We start from the raw sequence: 20,999 nt of genomic DNA, 5'->3' as shown, positions 1-20,999 counted from the left end.
GCCGGCGCCGCCATAGCCGCCGGTGCCGGTGGCCGCGCCCGCAGTGGCCGCGCCGCCGGTGCCGCCGGCGCCGGCGCCGCCCGTGCTGCTGCCGCTGTTGTCGGCGCGGTTGCCGATGTCATGCACGGTATTGCCGGTGACGGTGCCGGTCAGCGCGCTGGTGGCGGTGGCCGTCGACGTGTTGTACGCGTTGGTGAGCGAGGATGTGGCTGTGCCGCCGTTGTTGGCCGCCGCGGCGCCGATCGCGCTGGCCGCCGTGCCGCCGGTGCTGTTGTTATTGTTGTTCTTGTTGCTGCTGTCCTGCAACGCCAACGACGAATCGTTGGCATGCGCGCCCGCGCCCGACTGCGCCGTCGTCGGCGGCGTAGTGGTTTGCGCGTACGCCGCACTGGCGCCGAACGCCAGCGCGATGGCTGCGCTGATCAAAGTTTTTTTCATAGCTGCTCCCTACCTAAACAAAGTGTACGGTTAATCGAATGGGTGCCAGGGGACCGATCTCCCGGCTCACCGTCCTTTCGCAAACTTGATGCCACCACCTGCGCCGTTCGCGCAAACCGTTGATATCGCTGGAGAATTCGCCAGCGCCGCCGGTGCGGCGCGGACGCTGCCGCCCACGTTCCGGCGCTGAGCGTCACACCGCTGTGACAGCGCCGCAGCTGCGTTCAGTTCATCGCCACAGCGAAGCGCCGCTATTTCGACGGCGAGCCGGCGGTGTAACAAACACGCGACGGCGCCGGTATGCCGTGCTTGGCCAGCAGCCGGTACAGCGTCATGCGCGATACACCAAGATCGCGCGCGGCCAGCGTGATGTTGCGTCCGGCCCGCTGCAGGCTGGCGTCGATGGCGTCGCGCTCGGCGCGGATGCGGGCGTCGTCCAGCGGCGCCGTTTCGCGCGCCGCCTGGTCCGTGCTCAGCCCCAGATCCTGCGGCAGGATCAGCCGCCCCTCGGCCATCACCATCGCGCGCCGCACGCGGTTGAGCAGCTCGCGCACATTGCCGGGCCAGTCGTAGTCGCGGATCGCCTGCGCCGCGCGGCCGCTGAAGCCCTTGACGCGCGGCGCCCGCTCGCTGGAATAAGTACGGAAAAAATGTTCGGCCAGCGGCAGCAGGTCTTCCTTGCGCTCGCGCAGCGGCGGCACATCCAGCGCCAGCACATTGAGCCGGTAGTACAGGTCTTCGCGGAAGGCGCCGCGCGCCACCGCCTGCGCCAGGTTGACGTGCGACGCCGCGATCACCCGCACGTCGACCGCGATGCTGTGGGTGGAACCCAGGCGGTAGATGGTCTTCTCCTGCAGGAAGCGCAGCAGGTTGGCTTGCAGCTCCATCGGCAGGTCGCCGATTTCGTCCAGGAAGATGGAGCCGCCCTGCGCCGCCTCGATCAGCCCGCGCTTCTCGCGCGCCGCGCCGGTAAAGGCGCCGCGCTCGTAACCGAACAGTTCGGACTGGATCAGCGCGGCCGGAATCGCCCCGCAGTTGATCGGCACGAACGGGCCGGCGCGGCGCGGCGAATGGGCGTGCACGGCCTGCGCGACGAGCTCCTTACCGCTGCCGCTTTCGCCCCAGATCAGCACCGGCGCACTGGCGCCCGCCACCTTGACGATCTGCCGCCGCAGGCCGGCGATGGCGGAGGACTCTCCCGTCAACGCCGGCACGGGCTGGATGCGGTCGCGACCATCGGCCGCGCGGTACAGCGCCGCCAGGCCGTGCGCGTGGCCCAGCGTGTGGCGCAAGCGTTGCACGTCCAGCGGCCAGGTGTGAAAGTCGCGGCAGTGGTCATGCACCAGCCGCCGCCAGGCCGCCGACTCCAGCGCGGGCGGATGCAGCAGCGCGATCCAGTGCATATCCCAGTGCTCGTGCAGGAAACCGTCCATCGCCGCGCACAGCTGCTCGTCATGCTCCTCCACCAGCAGCACGCCCACCAGCAGCGGGCGCACCTTCAACTGGCGGCGGGCCTCGGCCAGCGTCGCCGCACTGCATACGTCCCATCCCTGTACTGCTGCGCTCAGCGTTGCCGGTATGGCGAGATTCCCGATTGTTATGCAGAGTATGGTTTTTTTCGTCATGACGGTTGGACGAAAAAGCATGCGGAAAGTTCAAGCTTTCAATTTCAGTAAAAATAGAAGGAGCTTGCCGCGACCTCGGCATCAATATAGAATGCCTGCGCAGTTTTTTTGACGAGGGGTATGCCAGCCTGTCAATAGTGAAAATAAGTTAAAAACAAAGACGGGATAAAGTACATGAGCGATTTTCAACTGAAGCCGGCTGATTTGCCGAGCTGGGGCCAGCGCACCGCCCTGCGGGTACTGGGCCTGTTCGGCTGGCGCATGCTGTATCGCCCATTGCCCGGCCCGCGCGGCATCGCCGTGATCTATCCGCATACGTCCAACTGGGACTTCATGGTCGGCCTGTTCGGCAAATGGGCGCTGAACCTGCCGTTCCGCTGGCTGGCCAAGGATTCGCTGTTCAAACTGCCCGTGCTGGGCAAATGGTTCCGCGCGCTGGGCGGCGAGCCGGTCGAGCGCGGCACGCCGAGCGGCACCATCAAGCTGCAGGCGCAGCGCATGAACGCGGCCGACTGGTACTGGGTCGGCATCACGCCCGAAGGCACGCGCGGCTATCGCCCCAACTGGAAGAGCGGCTTCTATCATCTGGCGCTGGAGGCCAAGGTGCCGCTGGTGCTGGTGTATATCGACTATCCGAACAAGACGCTTGGCCTGGTCGACCACGTATTCCTGACCGGCGACCAGGAGGCCGATATGGCCGCCATCCGCGCCGGCTTCGAAGGCCACCAGGGCCTGTATCCGAAGAACGCGGCACCCATCGTGCTGCAAGAGCGCCGCACCGAAACGCGCGGCTAAACTCAGACCGTCGCCGCCAGCATCACGCCGGCGGCGGCAATCGCGGCGCCTGATACCTTCAGCGCCAGCGCCGGGCTCACGTGGCCCAGCACCCTTCCCCCGTAGACCAGCAGCGCGCTAGCCGCCAGCAAGCCCATGGCGCTGGCCACCTCCGGCAGTTCGTGGCCGTGCGCGTTGCCGTGCAAGAGCGCGAACGCGCCAACCATCACCGCTCCCATCGCCGCAGGCAGGCGCGCAGCCACCGCGATCGACACGCCCATCAAGGCCACCGTCAGCGCGATGCCCGCCTCCAGCCCCGGTATCGCCAGGCCGGCCACTCCGGTCAATACGCCGAACAGCAGCATGCCGAGGAAGGTCGCGGGCAGCCATCGCGCGCCGGACTGGCGCGCGCTCCAGATTCCCACCGCCAGCATCGCCAGCAAATGATCCAGGCCGGTGAACGGATGGACGAACCCGTCGAAGAAGCCATGCGTGTGCGCGCCGCCCGCCTGCGGGTGGGCCGATGCGGCGGCGCTGACCAGTACCAGTGCGGCAAGCGCCGCGATGCGTTTGTTCTTCATTGGATCTCCTGTGCAAAGTGTGGGGTTTGGCCGAGCAGGCCTTGTTCGCGGATGAAATCGATGACGGCCTGCACGCCGTCGCCGCTGCGCAGATTGGTGAACACGAACGGCCGCGCACCGCGCTGCTGTTTGGCGTCGCGCGCCATCACATCGAGGTCGGCGCCGACGTGCGGCGCCAGGTCGGTCTTGTTGATGATGAGCAGATCGGAACGGGTGATGCCGGGGCCGCCCTTGCGTGGAATCTTCTCGCCGCCGGCCACGTCGATCACGTAGATCGTCAGGTCCGACAGCTCCGGGCTGAAGGTGGCGGCCAGGTTGTCGCCGCCCGATTCGACCAGTATCAGATCAAGATTGGGGAAGTCGGCCTGCATGCGGGCGATGGCTTCGAGGTTAATCGACGCGTCTTCGCGGATCGCCGTGTGCGGGCAGCCGCCGGTCTCCACACCCATCAGGCGCTCGGCCGGCAGCGCGTCCGCGCGCAGCAGGATCTCCATGTCTTCCTTGGTGTAGATGTCGTTGGTGATGACGGCCATGTCGAAATGGTCGCGCATGCCCTTGCACAGCATCTCGCACAAGGCGGTCTTGCCGGAGCCTACCGGGCCGCCGATGCCGACGCGCAGGGGGTTCGAATTTGGAGTCATAGTGGTTCTCTCATTAAGATCGGTATAAGCGGCTGTACTGCACTTCGTGCTGCATCGACAGCAGCGACAGGCCCGGCGCCCAGTTGCACATGTCGTCGTCGCCCACCGTTTGCGCGTGGCGGGCGGCGGCCTCGATGTCGGCCCGCAGCGACAGCAGGATGCGCTGGCCCGCCACCTGCCCCAGCGGCACGGATTTGACGCAGACCAGCACCTGGTTCTCGGCCCACGCGAACAGCATCGCCAGCAATGCGGCGTCGTGCGGGATGTTCAGGGCGGCGACGGCGCAGGCGAAGGCGGTCGGCAGCGCGACTTCCGGTTCGCCCTGCAGCTGCGCCAGCATCTCGGCGTCGACGATGCCCAGTTCCGCCACCAGCTTGGTCAGCGAGTAGCCCATCTGGATGGTCTCGGCGCGGAACTCGGCGCTGTCGCGCGAGGCGATGAAGCGTTCGCTCCACTCCGAGACTGCGAGCCAGTCGCGCCGCGACCACGCCTGCATCAGGCGCCAGCACACCGGCGCTTCCCATTGCGCCACCACTTCATGCAGATGGCGCAGTATCCAGACGCGCGCGGTGTCGGCGTTGCGGACCTTGCCCGATTCCAGCGCCGCCTCCAGCCCCTGCGAATAGCTGTACGCGCCGATCGGCAGGGCCGGACTGGCGAATTGCAGGAGGTTGAGCAGCGCTGCGGCTTGCATCATGCCGTGTCGCCGGGACGGTGTATCTTCTGCCGCAGCGGTATAGGCGCCAGCGGATTGCCGTCGTGATGGTGCGAGTGCCCGCCGCCGTATGCGCCGGACTCCGGCTCGAACGCCGCCCGCTCCTCCAGCACCGTCGCCCCCAGCCCGGCCAGCATCTCCTTCAGCACAGCATCCGCGCGGATGCGCAGGAAGCCGTCGCCGACCTGCGCCTGCGTATGGCGGTTCCCCAGGTGGAAAGCGCAGCGCAGCAAGGTGTGCGCATCGGCGCAGGTGATCTTGTAGGTCGGCTCCGGTGCGGCCACCACCTTGACCACGCGCTTGTCCTCGCCGGTCAGCAGGTCGCCGTCGCGCAGCACGGTGCCGCGCACGGTGAACACGGCGACGTCCTCGCCGGTGTCGAGCGTCGCCCGCAGGCGGCACTTCTCGCGCAGTTCGTAGGGCAGCACCAGTTGGGCCGCAATGATGTCCGCGCTTGGGATTTTGGTGTGCAGTGTCAGCATAAGTTCTCAGAACAGGAAATAGCGCTGCGCCATCGGCAGCGTGGCTGCGGCTTCGCAGACCAGCAGCTCGCCGTCGGCGCGCACTTCATAGGTTTCGGAATCGACACTCATCTTCGGCGTGGCGCCGTTGTGGATCATGTCGGACTTGCGCAGCGCGCGCATATTCTTCGCGACGATCAGCGTCTTGTTCAACTTCAGCTGCTCGCCGATGCCGGCGTCGAACGCCGCCTGCGACACAAAGGTGAACGACTTCTTCAAGCCGCCGCCGAAGGCGCCGAACATCATCCGGTAGTGCACCGGCTGCGGCGTCGGGATCGAGGCGTTCGGGTCGCCCATCTGCGCGGCGGCGATCATGCCGCCTTTTAAAATCGTCTGCGGCTTGACGCCGAAGAAGGCCGGCTTCCACAGCACCAGGTCGGCGATCTTGCCCACCTCCAGCGAACCCACCGCGTGCGCGATGCCGTGCGTGATGGCCGGGTTGATCGTGTACTTGGCGATGTAGCGCTTGACGCGGAAGTTATCGTTGCGCGACGAATCCGGCGCCAGCGGGCCGCGCTGCACCTTCATCTTGTGCGCGGTCTGCCAGGTGCGCATCACCACTTCGCCTACCCGGCCCATGGCCTGCGAGTCGGACGACATCATCGAGATCGCGCCGATGTCGTGCAGGATGTCCTCGGCCGCGATGGTCTCGCGGCGGATGCGCGATTCGGCGAATGCCACGTCCTCGGCGATGCCGGCATCGAGGTGGTGGCAGACCATCAGCATGTCCAGGTGCTCGTCCAGCGTGTTGACGGTAAACGGCCGGGTGGGATTGGTCGACGACGGCAGCACGTTGGCTTCGCCCACCGCCGCGATGATGTCCGGCGCATGGCCGCCGCCCGCGCCCTCGGTGTGGAAGGTGTGGATGGTGCGGTCCTTGAACGCGGCCAGCGTGTCGGCCAGGTAGCCGCCTTCGTTGAGGGTGTCGCTGTGGATGGCGACCTGCACGTCCATGCGGTCGGCCACGGACAGGCAGTTGTCGATGGCGGCGGGCGTGCTGCCCCAGTCCTCGTGCAGCTTGAGGCCTATCGCGCCGGCGCGCACCTGTTCTTCCAGCGGCTCCGGCAGCGAGACATTGCCCTTGCCGAGAAAGCCCAGGTTCATCGGGAAGGCGTCGGCCGCGCCCAGCATCGCATGCAGGTGCCACGGCCCCGGCGTGCAGGTGGTGGCCGAGGTGCCCGCCGACGGGCCGGTGCCGCCGCCTATCATCGTGGTCACGCCGCTCATCAGCGCTTCCTCGATCTGCTGCGGACAGATGAAGTGGATGTGCGTGTCGACGCCGCCGGCCGTGACGATCATGCCTTCGCCGGCGATGATCTCGGTGGCGCCGCCGATGGCCATCGTCACATTCGGCTGGATATCCGGATTGCCGGCCTTGCCGATGGCGGCGATCATGCCGCTTTTCAGGCCGATGTCCGCCTTGACGATGCCCCAGTGGTCGACGATCACCGCGTTGGTGATCACCGTGTCCATCACGTCGGCGGCCACGCGCTGCGACTGGCCCATGCCGTCGCGGATCACTTTGCCGCCGCCGAATTTGACTTCCTCGCCGTAGGTGGCGTAATCGTGTTCGATCTCGATAAACAGTTCGGTATCGGCCAGGCGAATGCGGTCGCCCTTGGTGGGGCCGAACATTTCGGAGTAGGCGCGGCGCGAGATTGTAGCCATGTCAGCCCTTCGGTGGATTCGGATCGAGCTTGCCCATGACTTTGCCGTTGAAGCCATAGACCTTTTGCTCGCCGCCCAGCTTCACCAGTTCCACCGTGCGCTGCTGGCCCGGCTCGAAACGCACGGCGGTGCCGGCGGCGATATTCAGGCGCATGCCGTAAGCCTTCCAGCGCTCGAACTTGAGCTCCGTATTGACTTCGAAAAAATGGAAATGCGATCCGACCTGCACCGGCCGGTCGCCCTGGTTCGTCACCACGACAGTCGCGGTGGCGCGGCCTTCATTGAGGCCGATCTCGCCCTCTTCGAGCAGATATTCACCTGGGATCATGATGACCTCCTTTAGGGGATGGGGTTGTGGACGGTAACAAGCTTGCTGCCGTCGGGGAAAGTGGCTTCGACCTGGATGTCCGGGATCATCTCCGGTATGCCTTCCATCACATCGGCGCGGCTCAGGATGCGGGTGCCGTCGGACATCAGCTGCGCCACGGTCTTGCCGTCGCGCGCGCCTTCCATGATGGCGCAGGTGATCAGCGCCACCGCTTCCGGATAGTTCAGCTTCAGGCCGCGCGCGAGGCGGCGCTCCGCCACGATGCCGGCGGTGAAGATCAGCAGCTTGTCTTTTTCTCTTGGTGTCAGGTCCATGGTGGTTCTCAGGTTTGCCAGATGCGCGGCGTGACGGCCGCGCGGCCCAGCAGGTGCGGGCGCAAACGGCGCCATACAATCAGCATCAGGCGGCGCGCGGTTTCGCTGTCGTCGCCCAGGTGGCGTGCGACCAGCACGCCCTTGGTGTGGGTGATGCCGAACAGGTGGTCGCCGTCGGCGGCAATATCGGCGCGGATGTCGGCCAGCAGCGCGGCCAGCACGGCGGCCGCCGGCGGCTTGCCGGCGGCGACCAGCGTGGCGCAGACGCTCTTGCCGTCCAGCGCCAGCGGGCTGTCCAGCCGTCCGCCCAGCATCGCGCCCTGCTCCCACCAGATCAACTTGCCGTCGCGGCGGATGCTGCTGCGCTGGGTCACGGTGCCGGTGTTGAAGCTTTCGCCGGAACCGCGCCGGCCCATGCAGAGAATTTCGCAGCCCAGATAAGTGGCGCCGGCGGCCAGTTCGACGTGCTGCTCCAGCACCACGTTAGCGGTATCAAAAAAGATCGTTTCCTGCGGCAGCCATTCGAGTGCGGCGTCCGCGCCCACGTTCAGGCGCACGCACTGGCGCGATACCTTGCCATTGGCCTTGTACCACTTGGCCGCGCCGGGCGTGGCGATGAAAGCGTGCGCGCGCGGGCCGACGCCGACCGCTATCGACAGCTGGTCGCCGCCGACCACGCCGCCGGGCGGATGGACGACGATGGCGTGACACACCTTGGGGTCTTCGGGATACAGCGCCTTCTGCACGCGCAGCGGGCCGTAGTGGCGATTGTCGAACAGCCGCGTGGTGCCGGCGTCGTCGGCAAAGCCCAGGGTGAGGCTGGCCTGCCAGGCGCTGTGGCCGGCGGCGAGTTCTCTGGATGCGGTGGTATCGGGCATGACGAACGTAATGCAATCGTCGTGCCAGCGGAATCATGGACTACAGACGGCGTAAGGACATTTTTCGCACCAAAGCGAGCGTTTCGCACCACGGCGGTGCAGCCAGGCCTGCGGCCGGGTTTTACTTTTGTCTATTTTGATTGTAAAATAAGCACCGCTTTTTATCCCCGTTTAAGGACCACCATGCGATTCACCTCTTTTGCAGCCGCCGTGACGGTTGCCCTGGCACTGGCTCCGGCCGCACAGGCCGGCACCTTCGGCTCCAATCTGATCGCTAACGGCAATGCCGAAAACGGCGTCGCCGGCTGGAACGCCACGCCGCAGTTCGAAGTCGTCCAGTACGGCGCCGCCGGCGGCTTCCCCTTCCCGGCCGATCCAGGCCCGGCCGACCGTGGCACCTATTTCTTCGGCGGCGGCTACGCGGCGCTGTCGACCGCCAGCCAGACCATCGACCTGTCGTCGCTGGCGGCGGCGATCAACACCGGCGCCTCGCGCTACGACCTGTCGGCCTGGCTGGGCGGCTACGAGTCGCAGAACGACAACGCCAAGCTGACCGCGACCTTCTACGGCGCCGGCGGCGTAGCGCTGTCCAGCGCCAGCGTGGGCCCGGTCTCCAACTCGGACCGCGGCAACCACACCGGCCTGCTGCTGCGCGACGCCCAGGGCTATATCCCGGTCGGCACGCTCAACGTCGGCATCACGCTGGACCTGACCCGCAACGCCGGATCCTACAACGACGGCTATGCGGACAACCTGTCCTTCGCCGTGGCCGCCGCACCGGTGCCGGAAGCCGATGCCTACGCCATGCTGCTGGGCGGCCTGGCCCTGCTGGGCGTGGTCGCCAAGCGCAAGCAGCGCGAAGCCCAAGCCTAAGACTTCAGCTTGATCCTTGCGCCGTAATCAATAGTACTTTGCGCCGCGCGGCCTTTTTGCGCGCGGCGTTCATCCCCATACTGTTTGCTTATCGATTTGATTAAGTGAGAACAGTATGAAAATATTCGTCACCGGCGCAGCAGGCTTCATCGGCGGTTCCATCGCAGCGGGACTGGTGCGCGCAGGCCATCAGGTCACGGGCCTGGTGCGCAAGCCGGAACAGCTGGCAGAGCTGGCCAGCATCGGCGTGGCCGGCGTGGTCGGCACCTTGAACGATCGCGACCTGCTGATCGCCCAAGCGCAGGCGGCCGACGCCGTCATCAACGCCGCCAGCAGCGACAACCGCGCAGCCGTCGAAGCCTTCATCGACGCCCTGGCCGGCTCCGGCAAGGTATTCCTGCACACCAGCGGTTCCAGCATCGTCGGCGACGCCTCCGGCGGCGAAGGCACCGACCGCATCTACCTCGAAGACCAACTCCCCGCCCCCACCGCCGACAAGGCCGCGCGCGTCGCCATCGACGACCTGGTGCTGGCCGCCGCCGGCCGTGGCGTGCGCTCGGCGGTACTGTGCAATACGCTGATCTACGGCCACGGCGCGCTGCCGCGCGACAGCGTGCAGCTGCCACGCCTGCTCAAGCAGGCGCGCAAGAGCGGCATCGTGCGCCATGTGGGGCGCGGCTTGAACATCTGGTCCAACGTCCACATCGACGACGTGGTCGACCTGTACCTGCTGGCGTTGGAAAAAACCGAAGCGGGAGCGTTCTACTTCGTCGAAAGCGGCGAGGCCTCGTTCCGCGACATGAGCGCGGCCATCGCCCACGCGCTGAAACTGGGCGAGCCGCAGGACTGGCCGCTGGAGCAGGCCAGGGAAGAATGGGGCCATGAAATGGCCTCGTACGGACTGGGCTCCAACAGCCGCGTGCGCGGTGAGCGCGCACGCCAGCAGCTGGGCTGGGCGCCGCATCGCCCGCCAGTGCTGGACTGGATCGCGGGCGACATGCTGCGCGCCTGAGGCTTGCTACGGGGCCGGCGCTGCGGCTGGCGCCGGCACGCCGGGAACGGCGGCGCTCTTGCCGTTAAAGGTGACTTTGCCGTTTTTGAGTTCGAACGTCGAACGAAGTTCGCCTTTGTCGACCAGAACAAAGCCCTCGTTGACCAGCTTGCCGAGCACCACGGCGGCCATATTTTTAGCCGCCGTTTCGACCTGCTCGGCCGCATTGGGCGCCGACGCATCCACCTGCCTGATCGCCACCGCGCGCGATACATCGTTCACCATCGCCACCGGTACGCGCACGTCGAGGCGCGCGATAATCTTGTTGGCAAACTCCGTCGGCGACGTCAGGTCGGCCTGCACCAGCTTGTCGAAATCGATGCGCCCCTTGATCGACGCCGTATTGCCGCGATAGCTTGCGCTGATGTCGTCGACCATGATGCTGACGCCTTTTATCAGCAGGCTTTTGGCAAAGCCCAGCATCGACTTCGTCATCACCAGCAACTGCGCGTCGTCCGGCAGGCCACTGTGCTGTACTTTGTCCAGCTCCTTCTCCACGTCCGCCATCGCCTGCGCCGGCAGGTTGACGACGCGGATGGCCAGATTGGCGCGATCGACACGCTCGCCGCCGAAACGGATGGATTGAATCGAGGAGGCGTACACTACATCGACCTTCTTGCCGCGACGGTTGATGCCGGTGTAGCACGCGAGATCTTCAAACCGCACCCTCTCCTTGAGATCCACGCCGCCGGCGTCCGCCTCGCGTATCACCAGCGAGCCGAGTTTGGCTTTGAAGTCGCCGTACCATATGCCGCCCGGGCCGCGCATCTCTTTGAAGTCGCCGCTCAGGTTTTCCAGCATGGCGGCGGTGGCCGTGCCGACGACGGACAGCGAGGGCATGGACATCTTCGTATCGAGCGTCGTTCCAGCCTTGTTGGCGACGGATCGGCTATTGAGCTCGGACCATGAGAACGCCGTGCCGTTCTCGTCGAGATATGCATGCGGCATCAGCTTCGAGGTGTAGATCACCTGCCCCTTCGGACCTGCGCTGCGCACCACCGGGAACGGGCGCTCGTTGCCGAAGACCGCTTTCAGCTTGGGCCGCAGCGCCGGCGAGAACTCGTGCTTCGCGTAGATCTCCATACGCTTCACGGCGTCGCGTTGGCCGCCCATCGCCCGGTTCATTTCATCGGCGGCGGCAGTGCCGGTCTCCATGAGGGAGGATTTGGCGACCAGCGACACAGGATCGGAGGCATAAACGGAAGCAGGCACCAGCAAGGCGCCGGCGATGGTTGCTGCGGTGATCGATATTTTCAACGTGTTGCCCGGAGGAAGTTGTTATTGTGGGGCCGCGATTGTACACACCGGGTTTCGCCCAAATATACGCGCTTTGTCACTTTAGAATGACATATCGGTTAGCTTGCGTTCACCGTTGATTTTTAATTAAAACTCCGCTACCGTGTCGGCGGGGCGGAACCTTCAAGCCGGCCTGTCTTTGCCTCGTGCAGGGACAGCCTCTACGGGGCTACCCCGTGGGATGTTTAATGTTCAGCACTTCGCCGCATGAGCCGCGTTGCGTTTCCACGCAAGACTGCTCACGCATCACGAGACTCGTTGAAGGCTCTCCGCTCCTTTTCACTACGAATGACCATCAAAAAACTTACCGTGTTGGCGCTGGCCGATACGATGCTCGCTTCCGAGCGCAACCTGGACAGCCTGATCGCGGCATGCGGCCGTGTTTTCGGTGCGCCGCCGCCATGGGCGTCCGAGGTCTGCGCAGCGCTCATTGAACGGACGGGCGAGAACTTCTACTACTTCAGCCGGCACGAGATCGCCGGCATCCTGCTGCAACTGCTTAGCAACGGTGGCGACGATAACGAGGATAACGACGATGTCGACGATGGCGACGAGGAAGCGCCGGAGCCGATGGAACTGCCGCCAATACGCCGCTACTGCATCGATCCGCCTATCCGCCCGCCCAAGGATGCCTGGCTCGCCGCGCTCGCGCTGCCGGAGCTGCCCACCGTCGGCGACCTTGCAGCCTGGCTGGATGAGCCTATCGGCGCGCTCGACTGGTTCGCCGACCAATGGCGCCTTGCCGGGGACAAGGAATCGCGCCTGCAGCACTATCACTATCGCTGGGTGCCCAAGCGCAGCGGCGGCCTGCGCCTGATCGAGATTCCCAAAGAACGGCTGCGCCGCATCCAGCAAAAGATACTGCGCCAGATCCTGGATCTGCTGCCGCCGCATCCGGCCGCGCACGGTTTCAGGCGCGGCCATTCCTGCCTGACGCACGCTGCGCTGCACGCAGGCCAGCGCGTCGTCATCCGCATGGATTTGAAGGATTTTTTCCCGAGCGTTCCACTGTCGCGCATCCATGCGGTGTTCGAAAAGCTGGGCTACCCGGACAAGGTCGCCGGAGCGCTGGCGCGCGTGTGCGTCAACCGCGCACCGCATGGCGTCTTTCGCGATACCCGCGATGGCGCTTCGGTCCCGTGGGCGGAGCGCCAGGCCTTGAAGTCCCCTCACCTGCCGCAAGGCTCCCCCTGTTCCCCGGCGCTGGCCAATCTATGCGCATACCGCCTCGACGTGCGCCTCGAAGCGCTGGCGCTGGCGATGGGCGCGTCGTACAGCCGCTATGCCGACGACCTGGCGTTTTCCGGCGACCGCGATTTTGCGCGCGCCGCCGAACGCTTTCATATCCAGGTCGCCGCGATTGCGCTTGAAGAAGGATTCCGCATCAACACCCGCAAGACGCGGCTGATGCGCGAAGGGACGCGCCAGCAGGTGACGGGCGTTGTCGTCAACGCGCATCCCAACATCGCGCGCGATGAATACGACAGGCTCAAGGCCACGCTGACGAACTGCGTGCGGCACGGGCCGGCTTCGCAGAACCGCGACGCCCATCCCGACTTCCGCGCCTACCTGGCGGGCAGGATTTCGTATGTGAAAATGGTCAACGCAAGCCGGGCCATCAAGTTGCAACGGCTGCTGGCGGCAGTAGCATGGCCTGACTAAAGACAAGCAAAGCGAGGATGGTCAGTGCCATAGTTTAGGGCGGCATCGTGCCCCCTGATCTATCCCTGGCTTGCGAAAGGAACTGCCATGACCTCGAATTCGACACCAACGAAAATACGGTTCCATCTCCTCCTCCTCCTTGCGAACTTGCTGCCGGCAAATCCGGCTAAGGCCACGATTTGCGAAGTGCCTGACGAGATCGGCATTCTGGGAGTTTCGGCCGACAGCACCAGCGCCACGGTCACGTGGGCGGGGAGCGATCCGGCTTGCCACCGTACTCACTACAACATCGCCTGGGCAGGAGGCGGTGGGAGCATTCAGCGCGAAGCGTCGATTGCGAGAAGCAGCGACACCTGGAAAGGGGGCAGAGTCAAGGGGGCCGTTTACACAGTCTCGATGCAGGCGTGCACAAAGCGAACAGCGGCATCATCCAGATGCGGCCCTTGGATTTCGAAGAAGTTCGTTTCCTGCGGGACGAGAGGCGTGCCTTGCGGGCATCCTCGCCTCGATGCTCCTGAGCCGATGAATATTCGCGCGGAAAGCGAGCTGTGCCTGGACGTCCATGCCCCGGACCAGGCAAAGAATGGCGGAAGAGTACAGGTCTGGACCTGCAACGGCTCTCCCCAGCAAACATGGGTGCTTGATAAAGAAGTGGGCGCGATAATCAGTCTCGCGGGCAAGTGCCTCGATGTGCAAGCGGCAAGGACAGGAGACGACGGGACGCCCATCCAGGTGTGGGATTGCAACCAGCTGGTGCAACAGCGGTGGCACCAGCAGCATATGGAGAAATTGCCGGATGATAGGCTGGACAAGCCGGTGGCGCTACGGAACGATGGAGGGAAGTGCCTCGATGTTCATGCACCAGACCGTTTCAACAACGGGGCAAAGGTCCAGGTCTGGAGCTGCAATAATTCAAAACAGCAGAAGTGGGAAGTCACACCCGCGCGCTGAGGCGCATACCGCCCCACCCTGCCGTTTTGAATTGTAAAACTAGTCCAGGTTAGGATACGGGCTCTTGCCGCCTTCGGCGATGAACAGGTCGATGCGCGCCTCCAGCACCGGCAGCGGCACGGAGCCCAGTTGCAGCACGGTGTCGTGGAAGGCGCGGATGTCGAACTTGGCGCCCAGCGCCGCCTCGGCCTTCTTGCGCGCGTTGATGATGCTCATCTCACCCAGGTAGTAGGACAGCGCCTGCCCCGGCCAGGAGATGTAGCGGTCCACCTCCGTCTCGATCTCATGATCCGACAGCGCGGTGTTGTCGTGCAGGTAGTCCTGCGCCTGCTTGCGGGTCCAGCCCTTGCTGTGGATGCCCGTGTCGACCACCAGGCGCGACGCGCGCCAGGCCTGGTAGCTCAACATGCCGAACACCTCGTACGGCGTTTCATACATGCCCATCTCCACGCCCAGGCGCTCCGAGTACAGCGCCCAGCCCTCGCCGTAGGCCGAGATATAGGCGTTGCGGAAAGGCGGACGGCCCTTCTGCTCCATCGCCACCGGCATCTGGAAGGCGTGGCCCGGCGCCGATTCGTGCAGCGTCAGCGCCGGCATCGAGTACAACGCGCGCGCCGGCAGGTTGTAGGTGTTGACCAGGTAGACGCCGGGACCGCCACGGCCGGAAGTGTAGAACGGCGCCTGGTCGTCCGGCACCGGGATCACGGCAAAGCGGCGGCGCGGCAGGTAGCCGAAGTACTGGCCGACCTTGGCGTCGAACTTCTTGGCCACCCAGGCGGAGCGCATCAGCAGCTCTTCCGGCGTCTTGGCGTAGAAGCGCGAATCGGTGCGCAGGAACTGCAGGAAAGCCGGCAGGTCGCCTTCGAAGCCGGTCTGCTTGATCACGTCATGCATCTCGGCGCGGATCTTGGCCATTTCGCTCAGGCCGATCTTGTGGATCTGGTCCGCGCTCATCGCCGTCGTGGTGAACTCGACGATCTTCGACTGGTAGTAGGCTTTACCGTCCGGCAGGCTCTCGGCCGCCAGCTCCTCGCGGGCCTTCGGCACATACTCTTCGCGCATGAACTTGAGCAGCTTCTGGTACGACGGCAGTATGTAAGCCTGGATCGCCTTCACGCCTTCGGCGCGCAGCGCTTCCTGCTGCGCCGCCGGCATCGTCGCCGGCATGGCCTTGAACGGCAGGTAGAACACCGTGTCCTGCGGCGTCTTGGCGTCGGTGACGGAGGTGATCGAAGCGTCGCGGCCGATCAGCGTGACTTTCGGCGGCGTGAAGCCGCGCGCCGCGCCGGCGCGCATATTGTCCATCTCTTCGTTGAAGTAGCGCGGCGTGTCGGCCAGCTGCTTGAGGTAGTCGCGGTACTGCTTCTCGTTGGTCAGCGGCTTGCGCGCGCCCGACGCCATGTTGGACCAGAAGGCCGAATCGGCGTTCAGCGGCTTTTCATACTCGCGGAACACCTGGCCGGCGATCAGCGCGGCGATCTGCGCCTTGTAGACCTGGTAGTTGATGCGCTCCGGCGCCGACAGCTTGTCCTGCGAAATGCCATTCAACTTTTTCATCACGCCCTGCCAGTACGCCAGGCGGCTCTTCTGGGTGGCGGCGTCGATGCGCGGCAGCGACGAAGAGACGCCGTTGTCGTCATCTTCCTCTTCTTCCTGTTTCTGGCTGATGCGCCACTTCCACTCCTGGGTGTAGATGGCTTTGAACTGCGCGTCGGCGGGACCGGGCTTGACGGCCGGCGCGGCGGCTTGTGCATTCACGGTGGCGACGGCTAACAACATCCATGCGCCGGCGATAGCGGCGCTGAACTTCTTTTCCATAACACTCCAGTGGGAAGGGTTGATCACATGTCCAGCAGATTACGGCGTTCGCGCAGCAGCGCGGTAAAGGCGTCGGCGTTGACGGGACGGCTGAAGAAGTAGCCCTGCATCTCGTCGCAACCGCGTTCGGTCAGGAACTGCACCTGCTCGCGCGTTTCGACGCCCTCCGCGATCACGCGCATATTCAGGTTGTGCGCCAGCGAGATCACCGACAGCGCGATGGCGGCGTCGTTGGCGCTGGTGGTGACGTCGTCGACGAAGGACTTGTCGATCTTCAGCACGTCGATCGGGAAGCGCTTCAGGTAACTGAGGCTGGAATAGCCGGTGCCGAAGTCATCCAGCGAGATGCTGACGCCGATGTCCTTCAGCCGGCGCAGCGCCGCCACCGCCTTGTTCGGATCGCCCATCACCGTGCCTTCGGTGATCTCCAGGCCCAGGTACTCGGGCGCGACGCCGAACTTGCGCAGCGTGCTTTCCACATACGGCACCGTGGCGTCGTTGGCGAACTGGCCGGCGGCCAGATTGACCGCCACCTTGATGTCGCCCAGGCCCTGGTCGTGCCACACCTTGATCTGCGCGCACACGCTCTCCAGCACCCATTCGCCGATCGAGTTCACCAGCCCGTACTCCTCGGCCAGCGGGATGAAGCGGTTGGGCGGCACCTTGCCCAGCACCGCGTTATCCCAGCGCAGCAGCGCTTCCGCGCCCACCATGGCGCCGGTCTTCAGGCACATCTGCGGCTGGTAGTGCACTTCGAATTCGTCGCGCGCGATGGCGCCGCGCAGCTGGCCCTGGATCGCCAGCTTGTCGCGGATCTCCGCGTCCATGCGTTCGGTGAAGAAGGCGTAGTTGTCGCGGCCGATCTCCTTGGCGCGGAACAGCGCCGTGTCGCCGTTGCGCACCAGCTCATCGAAGCTGTCGCCGTCGGTCAGGCTGACGGCGATGCCGATGCTGGAGGTGACGGTGATCTGCTGGCCGTCGATCACCAGCTCCTTGCGCAGGCCGGCCAGGATCTTCTGCGCCAGCGCCATCGTCGCGCCCAGCTGGGCGTCGTCCGACACGATGATCTGGAATTCGTCGCCGCCCTGGCGGGTCACGGTGTCGCCTTCGCGCACCGTCTCGTTGAGGAACTTGGACACCACCTGCAAGGCCTTGTCGCCGACGTCGTGGCCATAGGAGTCGTTGATGCTCTTGAAGCGGTCCAGGTCCAGGCACATGACGGCCACGCAGCGGTGCTCGCGCTTGGCCGTGGCCAGCGTCTGTTCGAAGCGCTGGCGCGCCAGCAGGCGGTTCGGCAGGCCGGTCAGCGCATCGTGGTTGGACAGGAAATCGATCAGGTGCTGCTCGGCCTTGCGCTCGGTGAGGTCCATGAACACCGCCACGTGGTTGATCACGTGGCCCTGCTCGTCCCGCACCACCGAGGCGCTCAGCAGGCCCGGATAGGTGTCGCCGTTCTTGCGGCGCGCGAGTATCTCGCCCGACCAGTGGCCGGTCTTGGCGATGGACTGCGCCATCGATTCGAAGGATTTGGCGTCCGGTTCGCCGGCGTGCAGCAGCGCCACGCTCTGCCCCACCACTTCTTCCGCGCTGTAGCCGGAGATCTGCGTGAAGGCGGGATTGGTGGCGACGATGCGCGCATCGCGGTCGGTGACGACGATGGCGTCCTGCGTGGCTTCGAACACCTGGCTGGAGAGCCGCATGAATTCCTCGTTGGCGCGGCGCTGCTCGACCTCCTTTTCCAGCGAGGCGGCCAGCGCGGCCAGTTCGGTCGTGCGCTCGACCACGCGCTCTTCCAGCAGCGCGCGCTCGGCGGCCAGCGCCTGCTGGGCGCGGCCCAGGCGCACATGGGCGTCGGTGCGGGCCAGGATTTCCTCGGCCTGGAAAGGCTTGGCGATGAAGTCGACGGCGCCCAGCGCGAAGCCGCGCACCTTGTCGTCGGTGTCATGCTGGGCCGACAGGAAGATCACCGGCACCTGGTTCAGTTCCGGCGAAGCCTTCAGACGGCGGCACACCTCGAAACCGTCGATGCCGGGCATGCGGACGTCGAGCAGGATCAGCTCCGGCGGGCGTGACTGCGCGGTCCACAGCGCCAGTTCGCCGTTCGGCGCCTGACGCACGTAGTAGCCCGCTTCGGTCAGCAGGTCGCTCAGCAGTTTGAGCGAGGCCGGCGTGTCCTCCACGATCAGCACTTCGCCCTTGGTGTGTTGTTCCGACAAATCCCGATGCATGTAAAACTCTCTCGCCTGGTTTGCTGCCACATTGACTGCCACTATGATATACCCGTCAGGCTTGCGCCTCCAGTTCGTTACCCGCCTCGTCCAGCAATGCGCACAGCTGCGGGTACTGGTGCAGCCGTATCATGTGCTCGATGCGCTCCACCACTTCCCCCAGTTCCTGCGGCAATGGCGCCAGCAGCAGCGCCACGCGCGCCAGGTTCAGTTCCTGCAAAGCGGTCTTCAATTGCAGGCGCAGGGCCGGCTCCAGCAGGCCCAGGTCATCGCGCGAGAGCGGAGACGGCAAGGCCTGGCGGGGGCTGTGATGGCGGCGCAGGAACTGCAAGCCCAGCTGCTGCTCCAGCACCGCGTACAACTGGTCCTGTTCGACCGGCTTGCGCATGAATTCATCGGCACCCGCGCCCAGCGCCTCCTCCCGCTCCTCGGCGAAGGCGGACGCCGTCAGCACCACCACCTTGGGCTGCGGGCCGGCGGCGTTGGCGCGGATCTGGCGCGTGGCGCTCAAGCCATCGAGCGTCGGCATGCGCCAGTCCATGAACACCAGGTCGGGATGCCAGACGTCGACCATCGCCAGCGCCTGGGCGCCGTCGCCCACCACCGCCACCTCGAAGCCCAGCGGCTGCAGCAGGTTTTCCAGCAGCGCGCAGCCGTCGGCGTTGTCGTCGGCCACCAGGATGCGGCGGCCGCGCTGCGGCGGGGCCAGTGCGGCCACTTCGTCGTCGCCGTTTTCCGGCGCACCGTCGGCCACCTGCACCGAGATCGCGAAACGGAAGGTGGCGCCGGCGCCGGGCGCCGATTCCACCGTCAGCTCGCCGCCCATCAGCTGCACGAACTCGCGCGAGATGGTCAGGCCCAGGCCCGTGCCTTCATGCGCGCCCGGTCCCTCGGCCTGGATGAAGGGCTCGAAAATACGCGCCTGGTCGGCCGGCGAGATGCCGGGGCCGTTGTCGATGACTTCGAATTCCAGCTCGCAGCGGCCGCCGTTCTGCGCATTGCGCATGGCGCCGCGCACCCGCAGCGTGACCTTGCCCTGCACCGTGAACTTGACCGCGTTCGACATCAGGTTGAGCAGCACCTGGCGCAGCTTGGTGCCGTCCACGCGGGCGCCGGGCGGCAGGCCGGCGGCGTCCAACTCCAGCTCCACGCCGGTCTGGCCGGCGCGCATGCTGACCATATCCATCACTTCCTGCAGCATGTCCTCCAGGCCCACCACTTCGGTTTGCAGCACGGCGCGGCCGGCCTCGATCTTGGACAGTTCCAGGATGTCGTTGATCAGCGTGAGCAGGTGCTGGCCGGAGCGGTGGATGATGGCCAGGTTGCGCTTCTCTTCCGGCAGCATGTTCTTGGAATCCGCCATCAGGCGCGAGAAGCCGATCACGGAGTTGAGCGGCGTGCGCAGCTCGTGGCTCATATTGGCCAGGAAGATGCTCTTGGCCTGGTTGGCGGCCTGCGCCTGCAGCACCGCGACCGACAGCGCATTGGTGCGCTCGGCCACCAGGTCTTCCAGGTGGATGCGGTGGCGGCGCAGCTCCTGCTCGGCCACGCGGCTGGCGGTGACGTCGTAGTTGACGCCGACCATGCGCGCCGGATGGCCGTCGGCGTCGCGGAAGATCATGGCGTCGCCCTTGATATAGTGCACCGAGCCGTCGGCCCACACCACGCGGAACTCGACGTCGAATTCGGCCTGGCCGTTGAGCGCCTGGCGCAGCAGCGCCTCGGTGGGGATGGCGTCGTCCGGGTGCATCATGCTGCGCCACAGCTCGAACGGCCGCTCCACCTTCTGGCCCTCGATGCCGTGCAGGCGGTACATCTGCTCGTCCCACACCACTTCGTCGCTGGGGATGTTCCAGTCCCAGATGCCGATCGCCGCCGCGCTCGACGCGATCTGCAGCCGTTCCTCGCTGGCGTGCATGGCGACGTAGCGGCTGTCCATCAGGCGCACCATCTCGCGGATCGAGGCGTTCAGGGTTTTCAGCTCGCCGAAGAACCAGTCGCGCGGCGGCAAGGCGCCCGGATTCTGGCCCGCCTTGACGTTGGCGGCGTAGCGTTCGATGGTGGTCAGCGGCTTGAGGATCAGTTGCCACAGCAGCAGGTACAAGCTGGCCACCAGCGTCACCACCAGCACGAAGATCATGCCGGCGATGGTGTACAGGCGCTGGCGCAGCTGCTCGATCAGGCCGGCCGGCGAGGCGTACACGGTGATGGTGCCGATGTTCTGGCCGCCGGCGACGATGGCGCGCTGCACCGACAGCAGCTCGGGATCGTCCGGCATGCGGGTGGTGGCGACCAGTTGCGCCTGGTCGTTGCGGGTCAGGATGAAGGGATGGTTGCTGGCCACCGGCGCCACGGCGCTGGCGTACAGGTCGCGGTTGCTCAAGCCGCTCTTCATGATGGTGACGATCTGGGTTTCGTCGAAGTTCCAGGCCGGCAGCGCGACCGCGGCGGCCAGCTCATCGGCGCTGTTGGCCAGCGTCTTGTGCAGCTGTTCCCAGCGCTGGGCGCGCTCGACCTGGTAGAAGTACAGGGCGAAAGTAGTCAATACCAGCGTCACCACCGCGGTCAGCGTCACGCTGACGAACACGGCTATCGATACTCTTCCTGCACGACGGGCGAAGCGCTCCAACATCTGAA

At 65.5% G+C, this 20,999-nt stretch carries 18 protein-coding genes and 1 pseudogene; 5 read left to right on the top strand and 14 right to left on the bottom strand.

What is annotated here, in order from left to right; genetic code table 11:
• Nucleotides 1-438: pseudogene (locus DUGA2_RS27935) on the bottom strand (hypothetical protein); the annotation flags it as partial.
• A gap of 251 nt (nucleotides 439-689) precedes the next feature.
• Complete coding sequence (locus DUGA2_RS27930; RefSeq protein WP_070272651.1) at nucleotides 690-2,063, bottom strand: sigma-54 dependent transcriptional regulator; 1,374 nt, start codon at nucleotides 2,061-2,063, stop codon at nucleotides 690-692.
• A gap of 174 nt (nucleotides 2,064-2,237) precedes the next feature.
• On the opposite strand from DUGA2_RS27930, the gene DUGA2_RS27925 reads away from it, so the two are divergent.
• Nucleotides 2,238-2,858, top strand: coding sequence for a 1-acyl-sn-glycerol-3-phosphate acyltransferase (locus tag DUGA2_RS27925; protein WP_070272650.1), 621 nt, complete (start codon nucleotides 2,238-2,240; stop codon nucleotides 2,856-2,858).
• A 2-nt stretch (nucleotides 2,859-2,860) separates the two neighbouring features.
• Here DUGA2_RS27925 and DUGA2_RS27920 read toward each other — a convergent pair whose 3' ends face one another.
• Genes DUGA2_RS27920 through DUGA2_RS27885 form a run of 8 tightly spaced genes read right to left on the bottom strand, consistent with a single transcriptional unit; the run spans nucleotide 2,861 to nucleotide 8,483 of the window.
• Nucleotides 2,861-3,418 carry a HupE/UreJ family protein gene (locus DUGA2_RS27920; RefSeq protein WP_070272649.1) on the bottom strand — a complete coding sequence of 186 codons (558 nt, stop codon included), beginning with the start codon at nucleotides 3,416-3,418 and terminating at the stop codon, nucleotides 2,861-2,863.
• Nucleotides 3,415-4,059, bottom strand: coding sequence for an urease accessory protein UreG (ureG, locus tag DUGA2_RS27915; protein WP_070272648.1), 645 nt, complete (start codon nucleotides 4,057-4,059; stop codon nucleotides 3,415-3,417). The genes DUGA2_RS27920 and ureG overlap by 4 nt, the downstream gene beginning before the upstream one ends.
• A 13-nt stretch (nucleotides 4,060-4,072) precedes the next feature.
• Nucleotides 4,073-4,753 carry an urease accessory protein UreF gene (locus DUGA2_RS27910; RefSeq protein WP_070272662.1) on the bottom strand — a complete coding sequence of 227 codons (681 nt, stop codon included), beginning with the start codon at nucleotides 4,751-4,753 and terminating at the stop codon, nucleotides 4,073-4,075.
• Complete coding sequence (gene ureE / locus DUGA2_RS27905; RefSeq protein ID WP_070272647.1) at nucleotides 4,753-5,256, bottom strand: urease accessory protein UreE; 504 nt, start codon at nucleotides 5,254-5,256, stop codon at nucleotides 4,753-4,755. The genes DUGA2_RS27910 and ureE overlap by 1 nt, the downstream gene beginning before the upstream one ends.
• A gap of 6 nt (nucleotides 5,257-5,262) precedes the next feature.
• Nucleotides 5,263-6,963, bottom strand: coding sequence for an urease subunit alpha (gene ureC, locus DUGA2_RS27900; protein ID WP_070272646.1), 1,701 nt, complete (start codon nucleotides 6,961-6,963; stop codon nucleotides 5,263-5,265).
• Nucleotide 6,964: 1 nt separating this feature from the next.
• Nucleotides 6,965-7,291, bottom strand: coding sequence for an urease subunit beta (locus tag DUGA2_RS27895; RefSeq protein ID WP_070272645.1), 327 nt, complete (start codon nucleotides 7,289-7,291; stop codon nucleotides 6,965-6,967).
• Nucleotides 7,292-7,302: 11 nt separating this feature from the next.
• Nucleotides 7,303-7,605 (bottom strand): urease subunit gamma, encoded by a 303-nt coding sequence (locus tag DUGA2_RS27890; protein ID WP_070272644.1) that lies wholly within the window; start codon nucleotides 7,603-7,605, stop codon nucleotides 7,303-7,305.
• An 8-nt stretch (nucleotides 7,606-7,613) separates the two neighbouring features.
• Complete coding sequence (locus tag DUGA2_RS27885; RefSeq protein WP_070272643.1) at nucleotides 7,614-8,483, bottom strand: urease accessory protein UreD; 870 nt, start codon at nucleotides 8,481-8,483, stop codon at nucleotides 7,614-7,616.
• Between the two features lie 183 nt (nucleotides 8,484-8,666).
• Here DUGA2_RS27885 and DUGA2_RS27880 point away from each other — a divergent pair, with 183 nt between their 5' ends.
• Nucleotides 8,667-9,356 carry a PEP-CTERM sorting domain-containing protein gene (locus DUGA2_RS27880; protein ID WP_070272642.1) on the top strand — a complete coding sequence of 230 codons (690 nt, stop codon included), beginning with the start codon at nucleotides 8,667-8,669 and terminating at the stop codon, nucleotides 9,354-9,356.
• A 115-nt stretch (nucleotides 9,357-9,471) separates the two neighbouring features.
• Entirely contained in the window at nucleotides 9,472-10,368 is an 897-nt protein-coding gene (locus DUGA2_RS27875) for an NAD-dependent epimerase/dehydratase family protein (protein WP_070272641.1), read from the top strand.
• A 6-nt stretch (nucleotides 10,369-10,374) separates the two neighbouring features.
• Here the strand turns inward: DUGA2_RS27875 and DUGA2_RS27870 are convergent, their stop codons facing one another.
• Complete coding sequence (locus tag DUGA2_RS27870) at nucleotides 10,375-11,664, bottom strand: DUF945 family protein (protein WP_070272640.1); 1,290 nt, start codon at nucleotides 11,662-11,664, stop codon at nucleotides 10,375-10,377.
• A 327-nt stretch (nucleotides 11,665-11,991) separates the two neighbouring features.
• Between DUGA2_RS27870 and DUGA2_RS27865 the strand changes: the two genes are divergently transcribed.
• Nucleotides 11,992-13,365 (top strand): reverse transcriptase family protein, encoded by a 1,374-nt coding sequence (locus DUGA2_RS27865; protein WP_070272639.1) that lies wholly within the window; start codon nucleotides 11,992-11,994, stop codon nucleotides 13,363-13,365.
• 87 nt (nucleotides 13,366-13,452) lie between these two features.
• On the top strand, nucleotides 13,453-14,316 hold the full coding sequence (locus tag DUGA2_RS33215; protein WP_083296509.1) for an RICIN domain-containing protein: 864 nt from the start codon (nucleotides 13,453-13,455) through the stop codon (nucleotides 14,314-14,316).
• A gap of 39 nt (nucleotides 14,317-14,355) precedes the next feature.
• Here the strand turns inward: DUGA2_RS33215 and DUGA2_RS27855 are convergent, their stop codons facing one another.
• Genes DUGA2_RS27855 through DUGA2_RS27845 form a run of 3 tightly spaced genes read right to left on the bottom strand, consistent with a single transcriptional unit; the run spans nucleotide 14,356 to nucleotide 20,994 of the window.
• Complete coding sequence (locus tag DUGA2_RS27855) at nucleotides 14,356-16,134, bottom strand: DUF885 family protein (RefSeq protein WP_070272637.1); 1,779 nt, start codon at nucleotides 16,132-16,134, stop codon at nucleotides 14,356-14,358.
• Between the two features lie 23 nt (nucleotides 16,135-16,157).
• The gene (locus DUGA2_RS27850; RefSeq protein ID WP_070272636.1) at nucleotides 16,158-18,362 is read right to left on the bottom strand and encodes a GGDEF domain-containing response regulator; all 2,205 of its coding nucleotides are present in this window, start codon (nucleotides 18,360-18,362) and stop codon (nucleotides 16,158-16,160) included.
• A 55-nt stretch (nucleotides 18,363-18,417) separates the two neighbouring features.
• Nucleotides 18,418-20,994, bottom strand: coding sequence for an ATP-binding protein (locus DUGA2_RS27845; protein WP_070272635.1), 2,577 nt, complete (start codon nucleotides 20,992-20,994; stop codon nucleotides 18,418-18,420).
• Between the last annotated feature and the right edge of the window lie 5 nt (nucleotides 20,995-20,999).

Source organism: Duganella sp. HH101, from assembly GCF_001758795.1.
Classification (GTDB): domain Bacteria; phylum Pseudomonadota; class Gammaproteobacteria; order Burkholderiales; family Burkholderiaceae_D; genus Rugamonas; species Rugamonas rivuli.
Note: the sequence above shows the minus strand (reverse complement) of the source record. Positions and strands in the feature narration are given on the sequence as shown.

What these genes read in the sequence shown, in the direction of transcription:
- DUGA2_RS27920 (WP_070272649.1), bottom strand. Translation starts at nt 3,418, where the DNA reads ATGAAGAACAAACGCATCGCGGCGCTTGCCGCACTGGTACTGGTCAGC.
- DUGA2_RS27885 (WP_070272643.1), bottom strand. Translation starts at nt 8,483, where the DNA reads ATGCCCGATACCACCGCATCCAGAGAACTCGCCGCCGGCCACAGCGCC.
- DUGA2_RS27930 (WP_070272651.1), bottom strand. Translation starts at nt 2,063, where the DNA reads ATGACGAAAAAAACCATACTCTGCATAACAATCGGGAATCTCGCCATA.
- DUGA2_RS27845 (WP_070272635.1), bottom strand. Translation starts at nt 20,994, where the DNA reads ATGTTGGAGCGCTTCGCCCGTCGTGCAGGAAGAGTATCGATAGCCGTG.
- DUGA2_RS27925 (WP_070272650.1), top strand. Translation starts at nt 2,238, where the DNA reads ATGAGCGATTTTCAACTGAAGCCGGCTGATTTGCCGAGCTGGGGCCAG.
- DUGA2_RS27875 (WP_070272641.1), top strand. Translation starts at nt 9,472, where the DNA reads ATGAAAATATTCGTCACCGGCGCAGCAGGCTTCATCGGCGGTTCCATC.
- DUGA2_RS27890 (WP_070272644.1), bottom strand. Translation starts at nt 7,605, where the DNA reads ATGGACCTGACACCAAGAGAAAAAGACAAGCTGCTGATCTTCACCGCC.
- DUGA2_RS27865 (WP_070272639.1), top strand. Translation starts at nt 11,992, where the DNA reads ATGACCATCAAAAAACTTACCGTGTTGGCGCTGGCCGATACGATGCTC.
- ureC (WP_070272646.1), bottom strand. Translation starts at nt 6,963, where the DNA reads ATGGCTACAATCTCGCGCCGCGCCTACTCCGAAATGTTCGGCCCCACC.
- DUGA2_RS27910 (WP_070272662.1), bottom strand. Translation starts at nt 4,753, where the DNA reads ATGCAAGCCGCAGCGCTGCTCAACCTCCTGCAATTCGCCAGTCCGGCC.
- DUGA2_RS27880 (WP_070272642.1), top strand. Translation starts at nt 8,667, where the DNA reads ATGCGATTCACCTCTTTTGCAGCCGCCGTGACGGTTGCCCTGGCACTG.
- DUGA2_RS33215 (WP_083296509.1), top strand. Translation starts at nt 13,453, where the DNA reads ATGACCTCGAATTCGACACCAACGAAAATACGGTTCCATCTCCTCCTC.
- DUGA2_RS27855 (WP_070272637.1), bottom strand. Translation starts at nt 16,134, where the DNA reads ATGGAAAAGAAGTTCAGCGCCGCTATCGCCGGCGCATGGATGTTGTTA.
- ureE (WP_070272647.1), bottom strand. Translation starts at nt 5,256, where the DNA reads ATGCTGACACTGCACACCAAAATCCCAAGCGCGGACATCATTGCGGCC.
- DUGA2_RS27850 (WP_070272636.1), bottom strand. Translation starts at nt 18,362, where the DNA reads ATGCATCGGGATTTGTCGGAACAACACACCAAGGGCGAAGTGCTGATC.
- ureG (WP_070272648.1), bottom strand. Translation starts at nt 4,059, where the DNA reads ATGACTCCAAATTCGAACCCCCTGCGCGTCGGCATCGGCGGCCCGGTA.
- DUGA2_RS27895 (WP_070272645.1), bottom strand. Translation starts at nt 7,291, where the DNA reads ATGATCCCAGGTGAATATCTGCTCGAAGAGGGCGAGATCGGCCTCAAT.